This window comes from Agrobacterium sp. B1(2019) (genome assembly GCF_008274755.1).
Lineage (GTDB): Bacteria > Pseudomonadota > Alphaproteobacteria > Rhizobiales > Rhizobiaceae > Agrobacterium > Agrobacterium salinitolerans.
The window spans coordinates 164811-189366 of record NZ_VTPB01000002.1; the positions used below are offsets into that span (position 1 = coordinate 164811).

Here is a 24556-nt window from a genome sequence, read left to right on the forward strand (position 1 = left end):
GCGGTCTGCTCAATCGAAAGGCGCCTCCTCGCGCCTATCGCAATCTCTTGCCGTCGCTGTCGAACACCAGAATGTGTTCGGGCGAAGCGCTGAGCGACACGGACCGGCCATCGAGACTCTCGCGTGAGCCCTGCCGCTGCACGATGATTTCCTTGCCCGAGGGCGCGCGGGTGTAGAGATAGGAAACATCCCCCAGCTCCTCCGCCACCTCGACATTGACGGGCAAGGCGCCCTCCTGCGTTATCGTCAGATGCTCGGGCCGAACGCCGATCTCGACCCGCTGGCCGGCGGAAACAGGCTGCAAAAGCCGTGCTTCGAGATGTCTGTCGCCACCATCGAGCGAAAGCGTCACGACGCCGTTTCGCTGTTCGACAATCTGCGCCTGCAGGAAGTTCATCGCCGGTGAGCCGATGAAGCCCGCGACGAACCGGTTGTCCGGATCGTCATAAAGGGTGAGCGGCGCACCCGCCTGCTGCACGACGCCGCCCTTCAGCACGAAAATCCTGTCCGCAAGCGTCATGGCCTCCACCTGGTCATGCGTGACATAGATCATCGTCGCGCCCAGCTTGCGGTGAAGCCGGGTCAGTTCCAGCCGCATCTGCACACGCAGTTCGGCGTCCAGATTGGACAGCGGTTCATCGAACAGGAATACCTTCGGCTGCCGGACAATGGCGCGGCCGATGGCCACGCGCTGCCTCTGCCCGCCGGAAAGCTGCGAGGGCCGTTTGTGCAGATGCTCCTCGAGCTGGAGGACGCGCGCGGCCTCGCCCACCCTCTCCGTCACCTCCGCCTTCGGCCGGCGCGCAAGACGCAGGCTGAACGCCATGTTCTCGAACACCGTCAGATGCGGATAGAGCGCATAGTTCTGGAACACCATCGCAACGCCGCGATCCGCCGGTTCGACCGCGGTGACATCACGCTCATCGATGGCGATGCGCCCGCCGCTGGTTTCCTCAAGGCCTGCGATCATGCGCAACAGGGTCGATTTTCCGCAGCCGGAAGGCCCCACGAAGACCGCAAAGCTACCGGCTGGAATTTCCATCGAAACATCCCGGATGGCCGCGAAGGATCCGAAGGACTTGGCGACATTGTTGAGACGGACACCCATGGTCGCCTCACTGAACCTTCAGCCGAAGCACGTGATAGGACAGCGCTGGCACCGAACCCTTCAATGCCCTGTCCTCCACGGCGACGCCACTGCCCGGCACCGGCACGACGCGATCCGGCTGGTCCGGCCCGTTGCCGACACGCAAATCGTATCCCGCCATGGCCAGATGCAGGCTGAGCGTGGCGGATGAATAGCCGGTGAAGCTGACATCGATCTCTGCCGCTTCTGTCAGATGTCGGTTGAGCACGAACAGTGTCACCACACCTTCCGCTTCGTCATAAACACCGGCAACATCGAGATATTTGACGTCATCGGCCGCGTTGCAATCGTAAGTCGGGCAATCGACGGCGATGTTCAGCGCGACACCACGGCCATAAAGCGAGGCGAACTGATAGGGATAATAGATCGTCTGCCGCCAGGCCGGGCCGTTCTTTTCCGCCCGGATGGGGGCGATGACATTGACGAGCTGGGCGATGCAGGCGATGCGCACCCGGTCCGAACGGCGGATGAACTCGTTGAGCAGACCGGCGACGAACAGCGCATCCTCGAAGTTGTAAGTTTCCTCCAGAAGTGCGGGCGCTTCCGGCCAGTCCCAGCTCTTGATGCGTTTACCGTCTTCTTCGCGGATGTGATACCAGACGTTCCATTCATCGAAGCAGATGGAAACATCGTTCTTGGCGCGTTTCTTCGCCTTCACGTAATCGATGACCCCGGCAATCGTCTGGATATAGCGCCCGGTTTCCTCGATCTTGCCGAAATAGTTCAGCGTGTCGCGGCTGCTATTGCCGAAATATTTGTGCAGCGAGATATGATCAACATTCTCGTAGCACTCCTCCAGCACCTGGCGCTCCCATTCGGGATAGGTCGGCATGCCGTCATTGGAACTGCCGCAGACAATCGCTTCAATCGTCGGGTCGAAGCCCTTGAAGGCCTTGGCGGTTTCATTGGCGAGGCGGCCATATTCCACAGCCGTCTTGTGGCCGATCTGCCAAGGGCCGTCCATCTCGTTGCCGAGGCACCACATTTTCACACCGTGGGGCTTTTCAGTGCCGTGGCTGCGGCGCAGATCGCTGAGAGCCGTGCCTCCTGGAAAGTTCACGTATTCGAGGAAGTTGCGGGCATCGTCCAGCCCACGGGAACCGAGATTGACGGCGAGCATCATCTCGATGCCGGCCATCTGTGCCCAGTCGGCAAATTCATTGATGCCGATCTGATTGGTTTCCTTGGAGCGCCATGCGAGGTCGAGGCGAATGGGGCGCTGATCGCGCGGGCCGATGCCGTCTTCCCAGCGATAGGCCGAAACGAAATTGCCGCCGGGATAGCGGATCGCGGGAATTTTCAGGTCCTGCACGAATTTCAGGACGTCCTTGCGAAAGCCGTTCGCATCCGCCTGCGGATGGCCGGGCTCATAAATCCCGCCATAGATCGCACGCCCCATATGCTCGATGAAGGCGGAATAAAGACGATCGTCGATACGCCCAATCCGGAAGTCCCGGTGGACTGAAACCCGCGCTTTCATAAGGCTCTCCTCCCTGCGCATTTATATCTCAAAATATGATATGAACCATATTTGATAATATAGTTGCCGAGGGAATCCGCGCCTGTCAACCGCGAAAATCATACTTTTGAAAATTTGGAGTTCAGCCTGCGGTACGCAGGCGCAGGATGATGTCCTGATCGTAATTGCCAAAACCGCGGCCGAAGATATTCAACCCGCCCGGATGTTTTGCATCGGCCTTGACCTCGATGCGCAAGCGGATGGAACGGTGGCTGGCCAGATCGATATCCGTCAGTGTCACATCCGAAATCCGGGTTCCGTCGACATAGGTTCCCTGCGCGGTGATGCGCCAGGTCTTGAGCATGCCATATTGGGAACCGGAGAGCTTCCACCAGTCCGGCGTAAACGTGCCGCGCTTGTCGCCGAAGTCGCCGGGTGAGGTCCAGACCCCGATTTCCCGACCGTTGACCGATAGCGTAATATCGGACGGCCAGTTGCTGTGCGTTCCGGGCACTTCAGAGCTGACCTCCATCGAAAACTCGATTTCCTCGACTTCCCGCCCCTGAATCTTGGCGTTGTTGGGAAATTGATATTCCACGAAGCCGGAGGTCAACCACAGAAGCGCCGTCTTCATGCGGTCTGGATCCATGAATGTATCGGGCACATCAAGCAGCCCGATAATTCCCTCCGGCGAGCAGATGCCGCAGGGCGCGGTGACCGAACTTTGGGTGTAAAGACCGAGCGGCATGGCGACCGCGATATAATTTGAGGTGACAGGCGCCTCGGGTTTTCGGAACGAAACGATGAGTTCGTCGCAGGTGGCGAAGCAGATTTTCTGACTGCCCTTGCGCGCCTTGCGCGTTTCGGTTCGCAGCAGCCCCGCCTCCTCGAGAACGGCCACGCCGGCGGAAACGGTGGACTGGGGGAGTTCCAGTCTCTGCGCAATTTCGTTGACGTTGAGGCCGCTCGCCTCATGCAGCAGCTTCAATATTTGCACGCGGATGAGCGACGCCGCTGCCTTCAGGACATCAAATTCTTTTTCAGCATCAACGAGGAGAAAATTGGGCGCCATATTCTAATCTTCAGATTTATCGATCCAGATCAGAATTTCTGGCTTAAATGCCCTGCACTTGTCCAGTGCTGTTTGTCATACAGTCGCTTTTGAGAGGCGTGAAGCGCCATCCACCCCAGTCACTTCATAAAAAAGAGCACCGCCACACGGTCTCGATACCGCGTGGCGGTGCCCGTTTCGTCGTCAGCCGCGCTTGCGCAGGGTCCGCGTGCCGGTGTCGACGAGGTTTTGCGCCGCTTCATCCACGCTGGCGCGGCCGAAGGCGAGCGAATCGGCAATGGGGCGCATCACGCCACGGTCGAACTCGTTGGCGCCGATCGGGGCGGGTTTCGGATAGGCATCGGTCTTTCCGGAAAGGCTTTCGATATAATCCACCGTCTTGCGTTCGGTCTCATTGAGTGTCGGCAACAGGGCCTCGCGTACGGCCTTGGCCGGCGGCACGCCACGTTCGACGCCAAGCGCCTTGCCGGCTTCCAGATCGTTGACAAAGAAGTTGATGAACTTCGCCGCCGCTTCCGCATTGGTCGAGGTGGACGATATGGACCAGATGAGGCCCGGTCGGTAATAATGACCGGTCGGTTTGCCCGGCCCCTCGCCCGGCAGCATGCCGATGGACAGCGTTTGTTTATTGAGCTTCTGATAACCGACAAGCTGGTTGGAATAGGCAAAGCCGATAGCCGAATTGCCCAGCGTCAGGGCGTTGGATTCGATGGTATTGTCGTCACGCGTCTGGATATCGGCGGAAACGCAGAGCTTGTTCTCGCGCAAATCCTCCCAATAGGCGAACCATTCCTTGGCGTCCTCTTTGTTGAAGCCGATGGTGCCGTCCTGAAACAGCAGCTTGCCGCGCTGGCGTAGCCAGACATCGAAAACATAGTGATAACGCGCACCATAGGGCACGGCCCAGTAGTTCCGTTTTGCCGGACCGTTCTTCTTGAAATCGCGCGCCAGTTCCGAAAGCGCCTTCCAAGTGATCTGGTCCTGCGGCACCGAAACCCCGGCTTCCTTCAGCGTGTCGGCGTCATACATCATGCAGAAGGAATTCAGCCCGAGGCCGACGCCGTAAAGCTTGCCGTCGATGCGGCAGAGATCGACCTCGCTTTTGCCGAAGGTGGAAAGATCGAGCGACTTGCCGACGAACTGGTCCAGCTCCATGCAGGCGCCACGGCCGGAATAATCGGCAATGGTGGAAGGTTCGAGCTGGAAGATATCGGCAACGTTGCGCCCCGCCATCGATGTCGCAAGCTTGGTCCAGTAATCGGAACCGGCGATCATTTCGCCGCTGATTTCTGTTTGCGGGTTTGCCTTCTGGTAAAGGGCGATCACGTCGTTGGTGCGCTTGCTGCGGTCGGCCGATCCCCACCATACGCAGCGAAGCCGGGTTTCGGCCGCGGCCGCGCGAAAACCACCCGCCGCCACGCCCAGACCGGCCAGCGCCGCCGTCACCAAAAATCCACGTCTGTCGATAGTTTGCATCTGCTCCTCCCGCGTTTTGCAAATTTTTCAGATGTCGCTTATATTCTTGCAAATTTTCTTAGTTTGCAATATTTGCATCATAATAGATTTTTTTGCAAGCGCAGGAGACGATATGAACGATACGCCCGACATCAGCCGCCCGCGCCAGTCAGATATCGCCCAGCGCGCCGGCGTTTCCATCAGCACCGTCTCGCGCGTTCTTGCAGGGGAAAAGGGTATCAGCGCATCCATCCAGACCAAGGTTCTGGGGGTGGCCGCGGAGCTTGGCTACCCGTTGCGACCGGCCGCGAACCAGACCGGCGGCGTGCCGCTGGAGGGCAAGCAAATCCTCGCACTCATGTCCGCCGAAAGGGCGACCGGCGATATCGGCGCTTTTTATCACGATATTTTCGACATGCTGCGCAGCCTTGCCCAGACGGATGGTTTCGAACTCGACATCCGGCTTTTGCACCAGAAACAGGTGGATGATGCGCTGACCCAGCGGGTCTGCGAGGTGGACGGCCTTCTCGCCATCGGCCTCGACCCCGAGGACGAGATCATCCACCGCATCACGCAGGGTGTGCTGCAACCGGTTCTGGTCAACAGCGCCGATCCCTCGATGATGCTGGATTGCGTCTCGCCTTCCAATTTTTACGGCGGCGCGCTGGCGGCGCGGCGGCTGCTGGAACTCGGTCACCGCAAGGTCGCCTATATAGGCCCGCATCATCGCCACACCATAAGGGAGCGTATGCGCGGCTTCCGCCACACAATTCTCGAGGAAGAGGGAACGACCTATGAGGAGTTCCTGCTTTCGACGGCGGATAGCGGCTTCGGACAGGCGGGCGATGCGGTTCACCAGCTATTGGCCAAAAACCCTGAACTCACCGGCATTTTCTGCATGAATGACGCGATTGCGCTCGGTGCGCTCGGGGCAGCGCAGGAGCTTGGCCTCGCCGTACCGGACGATCTTTCCATCATCGGCTTCGACGACCTGCCCTTTGCCGAACTTTCCACCCCCCGTCTCAGCACGATCCGCGTCGACCGCCGCGAAATCGCCCGCGAGGCGGTGGAGCTGCTGCGCCGCCGGCTGACGGAACCCTCCGCCAACGCCCGTCAGGTGCAGCTTGGCGTGCAGCTGGTGGAAGGACAGACGGCCGGCAAGGCGAAAAAGACGGGAAAGGCAGCACGCGATGCATGACACCATGAGTAAGCCCGCCATGGCCAGATTCAATCCGCTGCATGGCAATCCGCTCAAAAGCCGCGCCGATGTCCGACGGGCGCTGGATGACAGTTTCGCGCCACTTCTTCCCTATTTTTCGCCGGGTGGCGCAAGAGTGACGCTCAGCGGGGCTGCCGCGCATTTCGACCGGGCGGCGGCGGATCTGGAAGGTTTCGCCCGGCCGCTCTGGGGCATCGCACCGCTTGCGCTGAGCGGCGACCAATTCGACCATTGGCCGCTTCTGGCACAGGGAATAGCCAACGGCACCGATCCTTCCCATCCCGAATATTGGGGCGACGTGCGGCAGAAAGACCAGCGGCTGGTGGAGCTTGCAGCAATCGGGTTTGCGCTGCGGCTTGCGCCGCAGCACCTGTGGGAACCGCTTTCCGACGCGCAGAAAGACAATGTGCGGCGTTATCTGCTGGCGGCGCGCGAGCGCAATTACGCCGATAATAACTGGAAGTTCTTCCGGGTGATGGTCGATATGGCGCTTGATCATCTCGGCATCGAATTCGACCGCAGCCTGACCGAGACATTCCAGAAGGAACTGGACGAGTTCTATATCGCCGACGGCTGGTATCGCGATGGCAATTACCGCCGCATCGACCATTACATCGCCTTCGCGATGCATTTTTACGGCCTGATCTACGCGAAACTCAGCAAGCCTGACGATGCCTACGCCGCACGCTATCGCGAGCGAGCGCGCCTCTTTGCAGGCGATTTCGCAAGCTGGTTCGATGAGGATGGCGGCACGCTCGCCTTCGGCCGCTCCATGACCTACCGCTTCGCCTGCGGCGGCTTCTGGGCGGGTCTCACTTTTGCCGATGAGGAGGCGCTGCCCTGGGGCGAAATCAAGGGGCTTTATCTGCAGCATCTGCGCTGGTGGGCGAAAAAGCCGATTGCCGACCGCGACGGCGTGCTCTCCATCGGCTACGCCTATCCGCAGCTCACCATGTCCGAAAGCTATAATTCGGCGGGCTCGCCCTACTGGGCCTTCAAGGCCTTCCTGCCGCTGGCCCTGCCGGAAAGCCACCCCTTCTGGCTGGCGCAGGAAAAACAGCCTGAAACATCCGCAAATCCAAAGCCGCTTGCTCATCCCGGCATGGTGCTGATGCGGGCCGCTGGCAATGTCACGGCACTTTCCAGTGGCCAGGAAAACCTTTCCATGCGTGGCGGGCCGGAGAAATATGCCAAATTCGCCTATTCCTCGCGTTACGGTTTCGGCGTGGAAGTGGACGAGCGTGGTTTCAAGACCAATGGTTTCGACAACATGCTGGCCTTTTCCGAAGACGGCCTGCACTACCGCGTGCGCGAGACCAACGAAAAGGTTCTGCTGGCCGGGGAAAGCCTGCGGGCGACATGGAAGCCGCTCCCGGATGTGGCGGTTGAAACCACGCTGATTGCGGCTGGCGACTGGCATATAAGGCTGCACCGGATCACCTCCGCCCGTCCCCTTTCGGTGACCGAAGGCGGCTTCGCTATCAACCGCAACGACGGCGACCGCGACGCCGTGCGCGAAGAGTCGGGCCGGGCGACTGCCGATTGCGGTGCCGACATATCCGCCATCATCGATCTCGGCTCCAGCATAACCCGCGACGGCGTGGCGCTGAAGGCGCTGCCCAACACTAATCTCGTCAACGCCAAAACCACGGTGCCGCAACTGCGGGGCGAGATTCCGGCGGGCGAAACCCTGCTTGCCTGCGCGGTCTTTGCCGGGGTGACCGGGCCAGAAAGCGAGAAAGCGCTGGCGACAGTTCCGGCACTTCCGGACATGGAGGCGCTCGACCGCCTGTTTGCGGAACGGGGCGTTCCTGTCAGCAGCATGGCGGCCACGGGAGAGCCGCAATGACGAGCCCGCTTCCGCGTCTCAGCCTCGCCATGGACCCGGAGCGAACCCAGCATGTGCTGACACCGCAGGCTCTTGAAAGGCTGTCGCAGAGCGTTGAGATTCTTGATACGGGGCGGATATGCGATTTCCACGATCCCGCAGTGAAAGAGCAGTTGGCGCGGACGGATGTTCTTCTGACCGGCTGGGGCTGTCCGGATATCGACGCACGGGAGCTGGCGCTGATGCCGTGCCTCAAACTGATCTCCCATGCCGCCGGCACGGTCAAATATTTCCTGTCGCAGGCGGTGTTCGATCGTGGCGTTACCGTGTGCAGTGCGGCGGAGGCGAATGCGCAGCCGGTCGCCGAATTTTCGCTGGCGATGATCCTGCTCGCCGGCAAGCGCACCTTCGGCTTCCGGCGTCTCTATCTAGAGCACCGAGATCGCGCCCCTGTCGAGCGATTGCAGGCGCAGGCCATCGGCAATCTCGGCCTCACGGTCGGCATTGTCGGCGCCTCACGCATCGGACGTCGCGTCATCAATCTGTTGCAGCCCTTCGATCTCAACCTTATCCTTTTCGACCCGCTTCTAAGCGTTGCGGAGGCGGAAAAGCTCGGTGTACGTCTCGTTTCGCTTGAGGAGCTGGTGGCGGTGAGCGACGTCATTTCCCTGCATGCGCCTTCCCTGCCGGAGACACAGCATATGATCGGCGCGGCAGCGCTTGCCCGCATGAAGGACGGTGCGACCCTGATCAATACGGCGCGCGGCGCGCTGGTTGATGAAGACGCGCTTCTGGCCGAACTGAAAACCGGACGCATCGAAGCCGTCATCGACGTGACCGACCCGGAAGTGCCGCCGCCGGTTTCACCCCTCTTTAGCCTGCCCAACGTGTTCCTGACGCCGCATATCGCCGGCGCCACCGGCCTTGAACGCGCAAGGCTCGGTGACATGGCCATTGCCGAAATCGAACGCTTCTGCCGCGCGGCACCCCTGCAACAGCAGGTGCGGCCGGAACATCTGGAACTGATCGCATGAGATTATTCGAGCCGGGCCTCTGCTCCGTCACCTTCCGCTCCCTGTCGTCACAGGCCGTCATCGACCTTGCCGCCGCAAACGGCATCAAGGCAATCGAATGGGGTGCGGATACCCATGTACCGCCCGGCGATCTCGAAAATGCAAGGGATGTGGCGGCGCGGACGGCAGAGGCCGGCCTCTCCGTCTCGTCCTACGGCTCCTATATCTTTGTGCCGGATTCTACGCCGGAAGATGTGGCTGCCGTGCTCGAAACCGCAAAGGCCCTCGGTGCCGGCCATATCCGTATCTGGCCCGGCAGCCGCAAACGCCCGTCTGCCGATTACTCCCCTGGCGAACGCCGCGCGGTGGCGGAAGCACTGGCGACAATCGCCCGCCGGGCGCACGACGATGGCATCACAATCGGCCTCGAATATCACCCCAACTCACTGACGGACACCCTGCCCTCGGCCCTGCAACTCATGCAGGACTTGCCGATGCCCAACCTCTTCTTTTACTGGCAACCCGCCCCCGGACTGCCGCTGGAGGACGCACTCACGGAAATATCCGCACTCGGCCCACGCATCTGCCATCTCCACGTCTTCGCCTGGCTGGCCGACGCCAGCCGCCTGCCGCTTCACGAACGCGCGGAGTATTGGCGGGCGTGCATGGATGCGATACCTGCGAGCGGCTGGACGAAGACGGCTTATGCGATGCTGGAATTCGTCAAGGGTGACGGCGTCGGTCAGTTTTTGGAAGATACGGTGACGCTGCGGCAAATTCTTGCCGGTTCGTAGAGCCGCTTTTTCCCTGATTGAAAACCAGCGGGCAAACTAAACCTCGCTATCCGTCAGAACGCATCCTGCTATCATCCATGTGACAGGCGCGGGGATAGCGGAAGGATTTGCTCCTCCCGCATCCGGTTCTGCACCCTATATCCGCCGCCCATCCGCCCCGAACAGATGCGTCTTCGCCAAATCAAACGCAAAGGGAATGGTCTCGCCGATGCGGATATGGCGCTGGCCGTCCAGCAGCACGGTGGCGGGCTGGCCGTCGGGGGTCGCGGTGTAGACCACCGTCGAGCCGCCGAGATGTTCGACGAGCTGGATGGAAGCCTCACCGAGCGAGGCGGACTGCGCCTGCGGGTTCACATGTTCCGGGCGCACGCCGAAGGTGAGCGGTTCGCCCTGTTGCGCGGCGACCGGTTTTTCAAGCACGATGCGCTGACCGGCCACCTCTATGGTGCGGTTGGAACTGTCGCCAGAAGCCACCTTGGCAGAGAGGAAATTCATCTTCGGCGAACCGATGAAACCGGCGACGAACTGGTTTGCCGGGTTGTTGTAAAGATCGAGCGGGCGGCCGACCTGCATGATGCGGCCTTCGCGCAGCACGACGATCTTGTCGGCCATGGTCATGGCTTCCACCTGGTCATGCGTCACATAGATCATGGTGCTGCCGAGCGTCTGGTGCAGCTTGGCGATTTCGACGCGCATCTGCACGCGCAGTTCCGCATCGAGGTTGGAAAGCGGCTCATCGAAGAGGAATATCTTCGGCTCGCGCACAATGGCGCGGCCGATGGCGACACGCTGGCGCTGACCGCCCGAAAGCGCCTTCGGCTTGCGCTGCAACAGGGGCCCGATCTGCAGGATGTCGGCGGCCTTCTGCACCCGCGCCTGGACTTCCGGTTTCTTGTAGCCTGCCGTTTCAAGACCGAAAGCGAGGTTCTTGTAGACGCTCATATGCGGATAAAGCGCATAGGACTGGAAGACCATGGCGATGCCGCGCTTGGAGGCGGCGGTTTCGTTGACCCTTTCGCCATCGATGCGAAGATCGCCCTCGGAGATTTCTTCCAGTCCGGCGATCATGCGTAAAAGCGTGGACTTTCCGCAGCCCGAGGGGCCGACGAAAACTGTGAATTCGCCCGGTTCGATCTTAAGATCGATGCCGTGGATGACCGGAAAAGCGCCGAACCGCTTGACGATTTTTTCCAGAGTAATGCTGCTTGCCATGCTGTTTCTCCCGACTGTCGCGCCGCGCAAAGGGCAGCCGCGACAGTGTTGATGGTCTTATAAAATGTTTTCTCGGTTCAGCGTTTCATTCCCGTCGTCGCGATACCTTCGATCAGCAGCCGCTGAAAAAACAGGAAGAACAGGAAGACCGGCACCAATGACAGGTTGGACATGGCGAAAAGCGAGGTCCAGTCCGAGCTGCCGGTGGAATCCACGAAGGATCTGAGACCGAGCTGCACGGTGTAGGTGTTGATGTCGTTCAGATAGATCAGCGGACCGAAGAAATCGTCCCATGTCCAGATGAAGGAAAAGATCGCGGCCGTCGCCAGAACCGGCAGCGACAGGGGCAGCATAATCTTCCAGTAGATGCGGAAGGGCGAGCAGCCATCCATGACCGCCGCCTCGTCCAGTTCACGCGGGATGCCGCGGAAGAACTGCACCATCAGGAAGATGAAGAAGGCATCCGTCGCGAGGTATTTCGGCACGATCAGCGGCAGCGACGTGTTCACCCAGCCCATTTCCAGAAACAGGATATATTGCGGGATGAGCACGACGTGATAGGGCAGCATGAGCGTGCCGAGCATCAGCGCAAACCAGAAATTGCGCCCGCCGAACCGAAGCCTTGCAAAAGCAAAGGCGGTGAGCGAGCAGCCGACCACATTCCCTATGGTAGCGAGCACCGAGATGAAGAAGGAGTTCCAGAAGAACTGCCCGAAACTCACCTGCAGCCCCGTCCAGCCACGGATATAACCGCCAAAATCGACTGCCGAGGGAATGAGCGCGGAAGAGCCGAACAGCTCATCCTGCGGCCGGAAAGAGCCCGATATCATCCACAGGATCGGATAGAGCATCGCGAAGGACGCGATGATCAACGCCGTGTGGAGCATCACCGATTTCAGCGGCGAGCGTTGCGGGCCTTGTCCCGGCCGGGGGGCGGTAACAGCGTCAGTCATCGTAATGCACCCAGTATTTTGCGCTGAGGAACGAGAAGGCCGTGAACAGCGAGATGATGATCACCAAAATCCAGGCCAGCGCCGAGGCATAACCCATACGGAAGAAACCGAAGGCTTCCTGATAGAGGTAGAGCGTGTAGAACAGCGTCGAGTTGATCGGCCCGCCGGAGCCTTCGGAAATGATGAAGGCGGGCGTGAAGGCCTTGAAGGCGTCGATCGTCTGGATGACGGCGTTGAAGAAGATCACCGGCGTCAAAAGCGGCAGGGTAATGCGGAAGAACTGCCGCACCTTGCTCGCGCCGTCGATATCGGCGGCCTCATACATGTCCTGCGGGATTTGTCTCAGACCCGCAAGGAAGATGATCATCGGCGACCCGAACTGCCAGACGGACAGGATAACCAGCGTGTAGATCGAATAATCAGGATTGGAAATCCAGCTTGGGCCTTCATAACCGAAAGCCTGCCAGAGCAGCATGTTGACGAGGCCATCGGACGCGAAAAGCTGGCGCCAGAGAACGGCGATCGCGACGCTGGAACCCAGCAGCGACGGCAGATAGAAGATCGCGCGGTAGAGCGTTAGCGCCTTTATGCCGCGATTGAAGGCGAGCGCCACCAGCAGCGCGAAGATGAGCTTCAGCGGCACCGACAGCAGCACATAGGTAAACGTCACCTGCATGGCTGCTGCAAATTTCGGGTCATCGGTGGCGATGCGCACATAGTTCGCCGCACCCACCCAATCCGGCGACTGCAACAGATCGTAATTGGTGAAGGACAGATAAAGCGACGCCAGCGCCGGGCCAAGCGTGAGGCCAAAAAAGCCGATCAGCCAGGGCAGCAGAAACAGGTAGGCGTGAATGTTGCGGTCGAAAACCCGCTTCAGGCCGCCCCGTTTCGGGAGAGCCGCGCCACGGCTCTCCTCCACAAGAGTTTCAGATCGAAAGGCCATAAACCATCACTTCCGTTTGATAACGGTTTCGGATTCCTTGACGAGGCGGTCACCGCCCTCTTCCGGCGTGATCTTGCCGAAGCCAACTTCTTCTGCCGTGCGTTTCAAAACGAAGGCGAACTCGCCCGCGCCCGGAGGCGGCGCCGGCGGCAGATCGCCGACGCCGGGGGTAATCTCGGCAATATAGTCCACCATCGTCTTGCTGACCTCGTCGAGCTTGCTGCTCAACTGGCTGCGCATGGATTCCGACGCCGGAACGCCACGCTCGACGCCGAGAATGTCGACGCCCTGCGGGTCAGCCACGAGGAAGTTGATGAACCCAATCGCCTGCTCTATCCCGGCACTGCCATTGGCGACGCTGATGAGCATGGAGGGTTTCAGATAATGGCCAGAAGGGCCATCCTTCGTGCTCTTCGGATAGGAGCTTATGGCAAGTTTGGACTTGTTCAGCTTCTGATACCCGACGAACTGGTTGGAATGGGCAAATGCAGTTGCCGCCTTGCCCGTCGTCAGCGGGTTGGTTTCAATGTTGAGCTGGTCGAGCGCCTGCACGTCGGCTGGCACACAGGCGCCGCTTTTGCGCAGATCAGCCCACAGGGTGAACCACTTGGTGGCATCGGTCGGATCGAAGCCGATCCCGCCATCCTGCGTGTAGAGCGATTTGCCGTTCTGGCGCAGCCAGTTTTCAAAGCTTGGCTCCACGCCGCTGGCGTCGGCCGTTGCGTAATAACCGGCCTTCGGCTTGTTCTTGCTGAGCTTGGCGGCGTTTTCGGCAAACTCCTCCCAGGTCTGGCCGATCGACGGCGGCGTCGCGCCGGATTTTTCCCAGGCCGCCTCATCAAAGAAGACGGCGCTGGAATTGACGCCGAGATTGATGCCATAAAGCTTGCCATCGACCCGGCCGGAATCGATGTTCATCTTGCCGAAATCCTCGATCTTCAGGCCCTTGCCGATATAGTCATCCAGCGGAGCAAGTGCGCCGCGCCGGCCATATTCGAAGATGTAGCGATAATCCATCTGGATCAGGTCAGGCGCATTGCGGCCCGCCACCTGCGTGGCAAGGCGCGGCCAGTAGTCGCTCCAGCCTGCGAATTCACCGGCAATGTCGAGATCCGGCTTGACCTGCTTATAGGCTGCTATCGCCTTGTTGGTGCGGTCGGCGCGCTCCTGCGAACCCCACCACAACATGCGAAGGCGCGCGGCCTGGGCCTGCGCTGAACCACCTCCCAGTGCTGCAAGCGACAGGGCGCCGAGCCCCGCTGAAAGCACACCTCTCCTGTGAAGCATCACGGGCATTGGCAACTCCTCCCTATTGACTGCCAATTGATGATGAACGTAAACGACGCTTGCCGTTTTATAACTAATTGGTTACATGGGATCACTGATCGCAAACATTGTCAAGCGGGTGCTGAAATGGAAAAAACGACAACAAACCAGCCGTCCGATCCGGCCCCCGATGCCGCCATGGAGAACACGCCGTCGCCCAAGCGCAAACGCGCGACGGCACAGGTGCGAAACCCGGAAAGGACGCGCGCCGCCATTCTTGAAGCCGCCCGCCGTGAGGTGGCCGCTAAGGGGCTGGCGGGGGCTCGGATAGATGTCGTCGCCCGGCGCGCCGGCACCAACAAGCGGATGATCTACCATTATTTCGGCGACAAGGATGCGCTTTATCTCGCCGTTCTCGAAGACGCTTACCGCCATATCCGCCACACCGAGAGACGGCTTGACCTGGCCCGAAAGGCCCCGTCGGAGGGCCTGCGGGAACTTGCGCTTTTTACCTGGCACTACTTCCTCGACCACCCCGAATTCCTGAGCATCCTCGCCACGGAAAACCTCAATAAAGCCCGCTATCTCAGGCAATCCCCGACGATTACGGCGATGCACTCGAATTTCATTTCAGAGCTGGAAGACGTGCTGCGGCGGGGCAGCGACGCCGGCGAATTCCGTGACGGTCTAGATCCGATCGACGTCTATCTGACCATTGCTTCGCTCGGCGCCTTTTATCTTTCGAACCGGTTCACGCTGTCGACCATCTTCCAGCGCGACCTGACCGACCCTGCCGAACTGGAACGCTGGGGCCAGCATATCGTCGATACCCTGCTTGCTGCAGTGCGGCCGGCCTGAACCGGCCGAACCGATTTTCTCTTTAACAACAGCGACGACGCGCCATTCGCATCCGCGAAGCGCGCCGTTTTCTTTTTGCGACGCGGTGGAGACCCGTAAGTTCAGCGATCCTCACCTCATGAATTTTTCCTGTCAAAAACACCTTGACAGATCGCATCTTTCACGAACACAAATAACCAAATGGTTACAAATTGCCATGTTTGACGGAAGCGGCTTTCGGGAAAAGGCCGCCTTGGGAGGAAATTCATGAAACGTATCGGCGTCATCATGCACGGCATCACCGGCCGCATGGGTTACAACCAGCATCTCGTGCGCTCCGTTCTCGCCATTCGCGATCAGGGCGGCGTGCTGTTGAAGAGCGGTGAAAGGGTCATGCTCGACCCCATTCTGGTCGGGCGAAACGGCGCGAAGATCGAGGAAATCGCGAAAAAACATAATGTCGCCCGCTGGACCACCGATATCGATGCGGCGCTTGCAAACCTTGATGACACGCTGTTCTTCGATGCTGGCACGACGCAGATGCGAGGCAGCCTTTTGGAAAAAGCCATCAAGGCCGGCAAGAACGTTTATTGCGAAAAGCCGATTTCCGACACGATGGAAGAGGCGCTGGCGATTGCCCGGCTCGCCGAAAGTGCGGGCATCAAGCACGGCGTCGTGCAGGACAAGCTGTTCCTGCCCGGCCTGCGCAAGCTCGCCATGCTGCGCGATAGCGGCTTTTTCGGCAAGATTCTCTCCGTGCGCGGCGAGTTCGGTTACTGGGTTTTTGAAGGCGACTGGCAACCGGCGCAGCGTCCCTCCTGGAATTACCGCCTGAAGGATGGCGGCGGCATCATTCTCGATATGCTTTGCCACTGGCGTTATGTGCTCGACAATCTGTTCGGCCCGGTCAAATCGGTAAGCTGCCTCGGCGCGACCCATATTCCGGAACGTTTTGACGAGCAGGGCAAAGCCTATAAAGCGGATGCGGATGACGCGGCCTATGCCACTTTCGAACTTGAAGGCGGCGCCATTGCCCATATCAACTCCTCATGGGCGGTGCGGGTGCGTCGCGACGACCTCGTGACCTTCCAGGTCGATGGCACCCATGGCTCGGCGGTGGCGGGCCTGACCAAATGCTTTACCCAGCACCGCACCAATACGCCTAAGCCGGTGTGGAACCCCGACCAGCCGCAGACCATCGATTTCTACAAGACCTGGCAGGAAGTGCCAGACAATGTCGTCTACGATAACGGCTTCAAGGCGCAGTGGGAAATGTTCGTGCGCCACCTCGTCGACAACGAGCCGTGGCCCTATGGGCTGATGGAAGGCGTGAAGGGCGTGCAGCTTGCCGAACTGGGTCTGAGATCGTGGAAGGAACGCCGCTGGCTCGACGTTCCCGCCATCTCGTGAGGAGGCTGACGTGAGTGAACTGAAGCTTCCGAAGGACGACCGCAGCATCGAGCTCTACCGGCTATCAGGCACGCCTGTCGCGGTTGAAAAACGAAGCGCTGCGGATTTCAACCGCATCGCTTTCGCCGCCGCCCATGTGGTGGCCGATCCGCTTGCCGAGAACGACCCATGGCTGACACCCGCCATCGACTGGGACGCGACCTTGCGCTTCCGTCACCGCCTGTGGGACCTTGGCCTCGGTGTCGCCGAGGCCATGGATACGGCGCAGCGCGGCATGGGGCTCGCATGGCCGCAGGCGCAGGAACTGATCTCCCGTTCGCTGAAGGAAGCGGCCAGCCGCAAGGATGCTCTGATTGCCTGCGGCGTCGGCACCGACCATCTGAATGGCGGCGGTTACGACCTGAACCAGATTATCGACTCTTATCTCGAACAGCTTGATTTTGTTCAGGGAGAAGGTGGACGTGTGATCTTGATGGCGAGCCGCGCGCTGGCCGCGACCGCCCGCTCGCCGGATGATTATCTCAAGGCCTATGCGCGGGTTCTCTCCCGCGCCGAGCAGAAAGTGGTGATCCACTGGCTGGGCAACATGTTCGACCCCGCGCTTGAGGGCTATTGGGGTGCCAATGACCATATGGCGGCGATGGAAACATGCCTTGCCATGATCGAGGAGAATGCTGACAGGATCGACGGCATCAAGATTTCGCTTCTCTCCAAGGAAAAGGAAATCGTCATGCGCCGCCGTCTGCCGGCAGGCGTGCGCATGTATACCGGCGACGATTTCAACTACGCCGAACTGATCGCCGGTGATGAGAACGGCCATTCGGACGCCCTGCTCGGTATTTTCGACGCCATAGCGCCGGCGGCTTCGAAAGCGCTGGCCTGCCTGAAGCACGGGGCGGACAATGAATTCTTCGATATTCTGGAGCCGACGGTGGCGCTCTCGCGCCACATCTTCAAGGCTCCCACCCGCTTCTACAAAACCGGTGTGGTGTTCCTCGCCTATCTCAACGGGTTGCAGGATCATTTCACGATGATCGGCGGGCAGGAAAGCACCCGCTCCACGCAGCATTTCGCCGAGCTTTTCCGACTGGCGGACAAGGCCAATGTGCTGACCGAGCCTGATCTGGCCACGCACCGCATGAAGGCGTTTCTGGCCGTCCGCGGCATCGGGTGAAGCAAAACGAGGGGAGATACCGAGATGAGCCTTGAAGGCCTTTCCATCAATTTCGCCACCGTGCGTCAGGGCGGAGATTTTGGCGCAATCGTCGATGCTTGCCTCGCCCATGGCATCACCGCCATTTCGCCTTGGCGCGAACAGGTACACGGCGTCGGTCTTACTGAAGCCGCACGCATCGTTGAGCAGAATGGGCTGCGCCTCAGCGGCCATTGCCGTGGCGGCTTTTTCCCTGCTCCTACCGAGGAAGGCCGTCGGCTCGTCATTGAGGACAATAAACGCGCCGTCGATGAGGCCGCCGCCATGAAAGCTGACTGCCTCGTGCTTGTCGTGGGCGGGCTGCCCGCCGGCTCGCGTGATTTAAAGGGTGCGCGGCAGATGGTGGAGGACGGCATGGCCGAACTTCTGCCCTATGCCCGCGCCGCCGGCGTGCCGCTGGCCATCGAACCGCTCCACCCTTTTTATGCCGCCGACCGCGCCTGCTTCAACACGCTGAAACAGTCGCTCGATCTTTGCGACCGGCTGGGCGCCGGCACCGGTGTGGCCATCGACGTCTACCATGTCTGGTGGGACCCGGAACTGGAGGAGCAAGTGGCGCGTGCGGGCAGGAACGGGCAAATTTTCGCCCACCATATCTGCGACTGGCTGGTGCCGACCACCGATCCGCTCAATGATCGCGGCATGATGGGCGACGGCGTGATTGACCTCAAGGCCTTTCGCGCCATGATCGAGGCCGCCGGCTTCCACGGCCCCCAAGAAGTTGAGATTTTCTCGCATCGCTGGCAGGCACGCCCGATGGATGAGGTCCTCGCCACCGTGGTTGAGCGCTTCAAGACTGTTTGTTGAGATATCCGGGAGAGAGACAATGCCTGAAAAGGTGAAACGCAAACGTTACGCGCTGGTCGGCACCGGCAATCGCGGCACCACCATGTGGGGCCGCGAATTGCTGGCCGGCTGGAGCGACTATGTCGAGCTGGTCGGCATTTGCGACCTGAACCTGATGCGCGCCGAGCGCGCCCGCGCAATGATGGGATCGAACGCGCCGCTTTACGACGACTTCGACCGGATGATGCTGGAGCAACGCCCGGAACTGGTGATCGTCTGCACACCGGACGACACCCATGACGACATCATCATCCGCGCGCTGGAAGGCGGGGCCGATGTCATCAGCGAAAAGCCCATGACCACCACCCCGGAAAAGATCGACCGCATTCGCGCAGCCGAAGCCAAAAGCGGCCGACGTGTCGATGTGTCCTTCAACTATCGTTTTTCGCCCACGGCCGCTCGCATAAAGGAACTGATCGATGACGGCGCCATCGGCACGGTTACCTCGGTCGATTTCCACTGGTATCTCGATAATCACCACGGCGCGGATTACTTCCGCCGCTGGCATGCCTTCACCGAACATTCCGGCAGCCTGTTCGTGCACAAGGCCACCCACCATTTCGATCTCCTGAACTGGTATCTCGATTCCGATCCCATGGAAGTGAAGGGGTTCGGACAATTGCTGCATTATGGCAAGAACGGTCCGTTCCGGGGAACGCGCTGTCGCACCTGTCCGCACAAAAGCGAGTGCGATTACTTCATGGATCTGGGCGCCGATCCTTTTCTAGATGCGCTATATGAAGATCCTTCGACGGTGGACGGTTATGTGCGCGATGCCTGCGTCTTCCGCGAGGAAATCGACATTCCCGACACCATGAGCGCCTCGATCCGTTATGCCAGCGGCGTGCAGGTTTCCTATTCACTCAATACCTATATGCCGATCGAGGGCCACCATATCGCCTTCAACGGTCATAAGGGGCGCATCGAGATGCGCCAGTATGAAAAGCAGCCCTGGACAGAACCGCCGGCCGATGAAATCCTGCTGGTGAAAAGTTTTGGCGGCGGCGTGGAACGTATCTGGGTGCCGCATGAGCCGGGCGGCCACTATGGCGGCGACAACCGCATGCGCGACATGATCTTCAAGCCTGGCTCCAACGACCGGCTGCGGCAGCGGGCGGGGTCGCGCGCCGGCGCCATGTCCGTTCTGACCGGCGTGGCGGCGCTGAAAAGCGCCCGTGAAGGCGGGACGGCAACGGTGAAATCGTTGCCCGTTTAACCGCTGTCGTCTGCGACCTCATCGGCAGCTGGGCCGCAGACGGCAATCGCCAAAAAAGAACCGACGATATTCCGCAGATTACGCTCTTCTTTCAGGCCGGTAAAATGGCCGCCGGGGGAAGAAAGAGTGAGTCATGTCCAGTTTTGAATCCTTCGTTCCGCTCATCATCATCGGCGCCAGCCTCGTTGTGTTCTTCAAATGGGTCGGACGAGATATGAACCGAGAAGAGAAAAAGCCGCGTTCCCGCCGCTGACGGCGGAAAAGCGCGCCCGCGCGGTGTGGAAACGGAACCCGCGCCTTTTCCCTGGCGTTTTCCTGCTAAAAGGAGGACGCGACATGACGAAGAAAACGAAGCCGAAAACTGTCGACAAAGGGCCTTCCAGCCCGAACGACATCCCCCCGGCCGGCCCGCACGCCAAACCTTCCCTCACTGACTGCGACAAGACGCCGGGCGCAGGCAGTCTGCCGGATGACGATGCGAAAGACGTGTCTCCCGGCGGAGGTTGATGCGCGTGAGACCAAAGGCAGCGCCAGACCGGGCTTAACATTGGCCCATCGGGAAATAACGCCGTAAAACAGATACTTAGCGGATCAAGCGTTGCTCGCCGGCGCTTTTTCCTTCAGGGCCCATTGCAAAATCAAAAATTGCGCCTATATTTTCTTCATCGACCATTGCTTGTGACGTCGTTCTGGAACAGACTGTTCCCCGTCGGATTTCCTCTCAAATAATCGATCTTATCCCGCAAGGTATCGCGGGAACCACAACGATTCTACGAAAGGAAATCGTTATGAACACTGGTACTGTAAAGTGGTTCAACGCCACCAAGGGCTTCGGCTTCATTCAGCCTGACAATGGCGGCACGGACGTTTTCGTTCACATCTCCGCAGTTGAGCGCGCCGGCATGCGTTCGCTGAACGATGGCCAGAAGATCAGCTACGAGATCGTCCAGGACCGTCGGTCCGGCAAGAGCTCGGCTGATAACCTTCAGGCAGCTTGATATTCGTCATCTCCAACTCGCAGACCACGGATGTACTGGCTGCAGGTTAGGATGACTGTGAGAGGTCGGGTCAAAGCCCGGCCTTTTGTTTTTGGGCCATGGAGGTCCTATGCGTAAAAATTCCTACAAGTGCGGCGACACGGTTTTTCTGAAGCCCGGCGTCATCGGCAACAACCAGCCCAAGGGTCCTGCGCGCGTGATGTCCGTGATGCCGGAGGGACAGGGCGTCGTTCGTCTCAGGGTGCGCTTCCAGCATGAAAATTTCGAACGCAGTATTGCGATCGACGAAATAGATTTGTCAGCGTCCACCACGCCGACGCCACGCGTCAGCGAAAACACTTCGGTGCGCGAAGCGGGATCCAGCTGGGTGAACCTGAGTTCCATTAAAGTCAGAAAGTAGCAGCATGGGCTGCTGAAGGAGAATTTCTTGCAAGTACTCGTCCGCGACAACAATGTAGACCAAGCCCTTCGTGTTCTGAAAAAGAGAATGCAGCGCGAAGGCATCTTCCGCGAAATGCGCGCGCGGGAATCCTATGAGAAGCCCTCGGAAAAGCGTGTCCGCGAACAGGCCGAAGCCGTACGCCGCCATCGCAAGATGGAAAAGAAGAAGATGCAACGCGAAGGCTTGCTGCCGGGCCCAAAGAAGGCCGCCCGCACCCGCTAAGCCCTTTGATACTGCTCTCTTACGTCAAGGAGAATGACATGGCCGCGACTAAAGAAGCTTTCTTCAAGCCCGGCAAACTATCCGCACAGGACAAAGCATCACTGACGGATAACGCCGCAAAACAGATCATAAATACCGAGGCCGACCAGCGCGCCCGCAAAACAGAGCGCCTTCGCCAGCTTCGTGAGGCACAGGAAGCGTCATTTATCGCTGACGCGCCCGCATCCGCAAAGAAACGATCCGGCAAGAAATAGCCGGACGGGATTTCCAGAACCGCCCCGTCAAACGGGTCTTGAGGGGATGATTAATACCCGCTCGAGACCTCATGAATTCAGCAGGAGGAGGACACCATGGCCAAGGGTCAATTGCGCAGCAACAAGGAAATCCGCAAACCTAAAAAAGACAAGACGAAAACACCTGCAGCAGCCCCGCCAGGCTCGCAGGTCAAGTTTGCCAATGCAACCACCGGGGATGGCAAGAAGACATGACGCCCCCTGTGGCTGGGAAATCAGAACGAATAAATGCATCGCCATGAATGCAGGTCTTGATTTAGCCACATTGCCAAACTAAATGTCTTCCATAGCAACTGCTGGTGAGCGCGAATGAAATCGACGTTCGCAGTTGCTCCAGTCGCTTCTAGACTTTTGACCACGGATGTACTGGCACTGGTGTTGAGAGCGATATGAGGAAGGTCGGTGCAATATTGCCCCGGCCTTTTTTGTTGCCTGCGGCAGCGGCTATATCTCTCACCGTGTTTAGCGGAATTAACTTGCCTATTCCCCTTAAACGGCGCAGGCTCCGTGATAGTTAACTAAGCGGCGTTGCCACCGTCTGGTCTGTTGCGCCCTCAGCCCTGTCCCGCCTGTTGCCGGCGGTAACGATCCGCAATTCACGCGACATGGATGACAGCACGCGCCGAAAACGGTTTATCTGACGCGTCCGCATTTCGAAACGTTGAAGCGTCCCAGCGCCATCTCTGGACGGCAGCGCGACGCTCCGGTTTTTTTCTAACTCCCGCAGGAAAGGACGACCTCATGTCTTCCGCACACGAAAATTGCATCATCACATCGCAGGACCTGAAAATGCTTCAGTCAGTCCTGGAAGGTCTCGGTTACGATAGCCGCACCATGGATGACGAAGTCATTCTCTACAACAATGCCGCCCGCAAGGTGATCCAGCTCTTTCAGGATGGCTTGACCGACCCTGCCGATATTTCGAAGGAAATGCTGTTCCTGTTCGGCGTTCACAAACATGAGCGCGTCAAACCGTGGAAACCGCTGCCGCGTTACGCCATTCAGGGCCTGCCGCCTCTTTACCAGTGATGGGCTTACCACCCTATTCGTGGCGGCCTTCAAAATCACCGATGAAAATAACGGCTTGGCAAAAGTCGTATATCAGGCAACACTGAAATTGAGCATCCCGCGCGCGATCAGGCGCGTCCGGGAGTTTGGGTATCGAATGTGCATCCGGTGCGTTGCGGGGCCATGACAGGTCTGCGCCAGGTTTCGGTTGTTTCCCATACCGGTAAGTTTTGCGTCTGCGTGGAGGTGAGTATGACGTATGACTGGAGCGGCCGCAAAATGCGCCGCATGCGAGCGGCGAAACTGACGATCATCAGCCTCGTCGCAGCTTTTGTGCTGACAGCCCCGATTTTCGCCCATTATTGAGGTTTTCGGCCGCGAGGCAGGGTCATACCGGCTGGCGGATTTCGCTCCGCTTTCTCAACCGGTTCTTCAGCCATTTCTGAACGGGCTGATCGTAATAGACCGTCAGCAACCATGACAGGCATGTCGTGCCGATGAGAAAAACAAGGCCGGCCGACAAAGCGAGGTTTTCCCGGTGCACCGCGGGGATAAGAAGCTCCGTCCAGGCCAGAAGCGGAATATGCAGCACATAGACCGCATAGGACGCCGTGCCGAGAAACACCGACACCATTGACACCCCGCGCCCCGGAACCGTCTTGCTGGCGATAAACAGCAGGAGCGGCCAGACGACAAGGACAACCGCAAGATCGAAGAACGGCCGAAGCTCGCGCGACATCGGCACGGCCAGAATGAAGCAGACCAGCAGAAGGCAAAGCACCGCCTGAAAGGGTTTCAACTGCGGCACGCGATTGCGGAAACGGTAAATAAGCACGCCAGCAAAAAACGAGAAGAACACTCGCCCCATGCCGGCATACATTTCATGCCAGCGAAAACCGGCATGCAAACGGCCAAACTCGGCGGCAGCCATCATCAACACAAGGGCGCTGACCGTGAGCACCGCGGCGGTTTGTTTCGGCGTGGCCCGGACACCGAAGCGGGCGTAAAACGCATTCACCACCAACTCATTGAAAAGCGACCATGCCGGGCTGACGAGAAACAGCGCACCGTTCAGCGTGAGCGTAAAGGGCGCCGGCAGAAAGAGCAGCCCTGTTACCAAGGCGAAAGCAAGCTCGCCCGGATCGATGAGACGGTGCAGATCGTCGATCGGCGTCGGCAGGCCCAGCACGTAGAGACAGATGAAATAGGCCGCCATCAGCGCCAGCGCCAGCACATAAAGCGGGTAGAGACGTGCGAAGCGCGCCTTCATGAAAAAGCCTGGCGTAATCGCCCCTTCGGCCAGCCTCCGGCTATAGGCGTGCGCGAGCACGAAACCGCTGAGCGCAAAGAACAGATCCACGGCGAGATAACTCGAAGCCGTGCTTTTCCCGAAGAGATTTTCGGCATGGCGGTGGACGATGAAAAGAGCGGCCACGCCCCTTATGCCGTCGAGCAAGATGAAGCGTTCCGGGGGCGACTGGACCATGGCATGAGGCTCGGTGTGGCTGACGGATTTGAGGTTCACAGGCAACGAGCTTTACCGCGTTGCGGTTCACCGCCGCCAGTCACAAACTGTTTAACGTGGCGAACGTCCCATATTATTATGGAATACTAACGGGTGATCGACACTCTTTCGCGGCTGCGAAAGGCGTGCTACGTCCGGATGTCATCGATCTTCCGAGCCTTTGACTCTCCGGCCTGTCCTTT

Annotated in this window: 25 protein-coding genes; 16 read left to right on the forward strand and 9 right to left on the reverse strand. The window is 59.4% G+C overall.

The annotated features are described in order from the left end of the window. Positions 1 to 34 precede the first annotated feature (34 nt). From AGR1_RS15630 to AGR1_RS15645, 4 genes are all read right to left on the reverse strand, one after another. Positions 35 to 1108, reverse strand: a complete 1074-nt coding sequence (locus AGR1_RS15630; protein ID WP_149147485.1) for an ABC transporter ATP-binding protein — start codon at positions 1106 to 1108, stop codon at positions 35 to 37. A gap of 7 nt (positions 1109 to 1115) precedes the next feature. Beyond that, positions 1116 to 2627, reverse strand: a complete 1512-nt coding sequence (locus AGR1_RS15635; RefSeq protein WP_149147486.1) for an alpha-N-arabinofuranosidase — start codon at positions 2625 to 2627, stop codon at positions 1116 to 1118. A 121-nt stretch (positions 2628 to 2748) separates the two neighbouring features. Continuing rightward, positions 2749 to 3678, reverse strand: coding sequence for a transcriptional regulator (locus tag AGR1_RS15640; protein WP_080796246.1), 930 nt, complete (start codon positions 3676 to 3678; stop codon positions 2749 to 2751). A gap of 183 nt (positions 3679 to 3861) precedes the next feature. Continuing rightward, entirely contained in the window at positions 3862 to 5154 is a 1293-nt protein-coding gene (locus AGR1_RS15645; RefSeq protein WP_149147487.1) for an ABC transporter substrate-binding protein, read from the reverse strand. Between the two features lie 112 nt (positions 5155 to 5266). Here AGR1_RS15645 and AGR1_RS15650 point away from each other — a divergent pair, with 112 nt between their 5' ends. Genes AGR1_RS15650 through AGR1_RS15665 form a run of 4 tightly spaced genes read left to right on the forward strand, consistent with a single transcriptional unit; the run spans position 5267 to position 9987 of the window. Then, positions 5267 to 6331 (forward strand): LacI family DNA-binding transcriptional regulator, encoded by a 1065-nt coding sequence (locus AGR1_RS15650; protein ID WP_149147488.1) that lies wholly within the window; start codon positions 5267 to 5269, stop codon positions 6329 to 6331. After that, on the forward strand, positions 6324 to 8201 hold the full coding sequence (locus AGR1_RS15655; protein WP_149147489.1) for a DUF2264 domain-containing protein: 1878 nt from the start codon (positions 6324 to 6326) through the stop codon (positions 8199 to 8201). Before AGR1_RS15650 ends, AGR1_RS15655 begins: the two co-directional genes overlap by 8 nt. After that, the gene (locus AGR1_RS15660) at positions 8198 to 9214 is read left to right on the forward strand and encodes a hydroxyacid dehydrogenase (protein ID WP_149147490.1); all 1017 of its coding nucleotides are present in this window, start codon (positions 8198 to 8200) and stop codon (positions 9212 to 9214) included. Before AGR1_RS15655 ends, AGR1_RS15660 begins: the two co-directional genes overlap by 4 nt. After that, positions 9211 to 9987: a TIM barrel protein gene (locus AGR1_RS15665; RefSeq protein WP_149147491.1), complete on the forward strand. Its 777-nt coding sequence runs from the start codon at positions 9211 to 9213 to the stop codon at positions 9985 to 9987. The genes AGR1_RS15660 and AGR1_RS15665 overlap by 4 nt, the downstream gene beginning before the upstream one ends. 135 nt (positions 9988 to 10122) lie before the next feature. On the opposite strand, the gene ugpC is transcribed toward AGR1_RS15665, so the two are convergent. The 4 genes from ugpC to AGR1_RS15685 all read right to left on the reverse strand — a co-directional run bounded on the left by ugpC (position 10123) and on the right by AGR1_RS15685 (position 14394). Further along, positions 10123 to 11199: a sn-glycerol-3-phosphate ABC transporter ATP-binding protein UgpC gene (gene ugpC / locus AGR1_RS15670; protein ID WP_149147492.1), complete on the reverse strand. Its 1077-nt coding sequence runs from the start codon at positions 11197 to 11199 to the stop codon at positions 10123 to 10125. Between the two features lie 77 nt (positions 11200 to 11276). Beyond that, the gene (locus AGR1_RS15675; protein WP_149147493.1) at positions 11277 to 12152 is read right to left on the reverse strand and encodes a carbohydrate ABC transporter permease; all 876 of its coding nucleotides are present in this window, start codon (positions 12150 to 12152) and stop codon (positions 11277 to 11279) included. Next, entirely contained in the window at positions 12145 to 13098 is a 954-nt protein-coding gene (locus tag AGR1_RS15680) for a sugar ABC transporter permease (protein WP_162520601.1), read from the reverse strand. Before AGR1_RS15680 ends, AGR1_RS15675 begins: the two co-directional genes overlap by 8 nt. Positions 13099 to 13104: 6 nt before the next feature. Continuing rightward, entirely contained in the window at positions 13105 to 14394 is a 1290-nt protein-coding gene (locus tag AGR1_RS15685; protein WP_149147494.1) for an ABC transporter substrate-binding protein, read from the reverse strand. Positions 14395 to 14511: 117 nt separating this feature from the next. Between AGR1_RS15685 and AGR1_RS15690 the strand changes: the two genes are divergently transcribed. From AGR1_RS15690 to AGR1_RS15735, 12 genes are all read left to right on the forward strand, one after another. After that, on the forward strand, positions 14512 to 15222 hold the full coding sequence (locus AGR1_RS15690) for a TetR/AcrR family transcriptional regulator (RefSeq protein WP_149147495.1): 711 nt from the start codon (positions 14512 to 14514) through the stop codon (positions 15220 to 15222). A 246-nt stretch (positions 15223 to 15468) separates the two neighbouring features. Next, the gene (locus AGR1_RS15695; RefSeq protein WP_187772199.1) at positions 15469 to 16611 is read left to right on the forward strand and encodes a Gfo/Idh/MocA family oxidoreductase; all 1143 of its coding nucleotides are present in this window, start codon (positions 15469 to 15471) and stop codon (positions 16609 to 16611) included. Positions 16612 to 16621: 10 nt separating this feature from the next. Continuing rightward, on the forward strand, positions 16622 to 17785 hold the full coding sequence (locus tag AGR1_RS15700; RefSeq protein WP_149147496.1) for a dihydrodipicolinate synthase family protein: 1164 nt from the start codon (positions 16622 to 16624) through the stop codon (positions 17783 to 17785). Positions 17786 to 17809: 24 nt separating this feature from the next. Further along, positions 17810 to 18631, forward strand: coding sequence for a sugar phosphate isomerase/epimerase family protein (locus AGR1_RS15705; protein ID WP_149147497.1), 822 nt, complete (start codon positions 17810 to 17812; stop codon positions 18629 to 18631). A 19-nt stretch (positions 18632 to 18650) separates the two neighbouring features. Next, positions 18651 to 19886, forward strand: coding sequence for a Gfo/Idh/MocA family oxidoreductase (locus AGR1_RS15710; RefSeq protein WP_149147498.1), 1236 nt, complete (start codon positions 18651 to 18653; stop codon positions 19884 to 19886). 336 nt (positions 19887 to 20222) lie between these two features. Continuing rightward, entirely contained in the window at positions 20223 to 20393 is a 171-nt protein-coding gene (locus AGR1_RS29605) for a hypothetical protein (protein WP_162854306.1), read from the forward strand. A gap of 281 nt (positions 20394 to 20674) precedes the next feature. Then, positions 20675 to 20884 (forward strand): cold-shock protein, encoded by a 210-nt coding sequence (locus AGR1_RS15715; RefSeq protein ID WP_003508146.1) that lies wholly within the window; start codon positions 20675 to 20677, stop codon positions 20882 to 20884. A 109-nt stretch (positions 20885 to 20993) separates the two neighbouring features. Then, positions 20994 to 21284, forward strand: a complete 291-nt coding sequence (locus AGR1_RS15720; RefSeq protein ID WP_077984194.1) for a cold-shock protein — start codon at positions 20994 to 20996, stop codon at positions 21282 to 21284. Positions 21285 to 21311: 27 nt separating this feature from the next. Next, complete coding sequence (gene rpsU, locus AGR1_RS15725) at positions 21312 to 21548, forward strand: 30S ribosomal protein S21 (protein WP_077984195.1); 237 nt, start codon at positions 21312 to 21314, stop codon at positions 21546 to 21548. Positions 21549 to 21586: 38 nt separating this feature from the next. Further along, the gene (locus tag AGR1_RS15730; RefSeq protein ID WP_077984196.1) at positions 21587 to 21802 is read left to right on the forward strand and encodes a hypothetical protein; all 216 of its coding nucleotides are present in this window, start codon (positions 21587 to 21589) and stop codon (positions 21800 to 21802) included. Positions 21803 to 21898: 96 nt separating this feature from the next. Further along, positions 21899 to 22036, forward strand: a complete 138-nt coding sequence (locus tag AGR1_RS29610) for a hypothetical protein (protein ID WP_162854307.1) — start codon at positions 21899 to 21901, stop codon at positions 22034 to 22036. 546 nt (positions 22037 to 22582) lie between these two features. Beyond that, positions 22583 to 22870 carry a hypothetical protein gene (locus AGR1_RS15735; RefSeq protein ID WP_149147499.1) on the forward strand — a complete coding sequence of 96 codons (288 nt, stop codon included), beginning with the start codon at positions 22583 to 22585 and terminating at the stop codon, positions 22868 to 22870. A gap of 367 nt (positions 22871 to 23237) precedes the next feature. Here the strand turns inward: AGR1_RS15735 and AGR1_RS15740 are convergent, their stop codons facing one another. Next, positions 23238 to 24335, reverse strand: a complete 1098-nt coding sequence (locus AGR1_RS15740) for an acyltransferase (protein ID WP_149147500.1) — start codon at positions 24333 to 24335, stop codon at positions 23238 to 23240. Between the last annotated feature and the right edge of the window lie 221 nt (positions 24336 to 24556).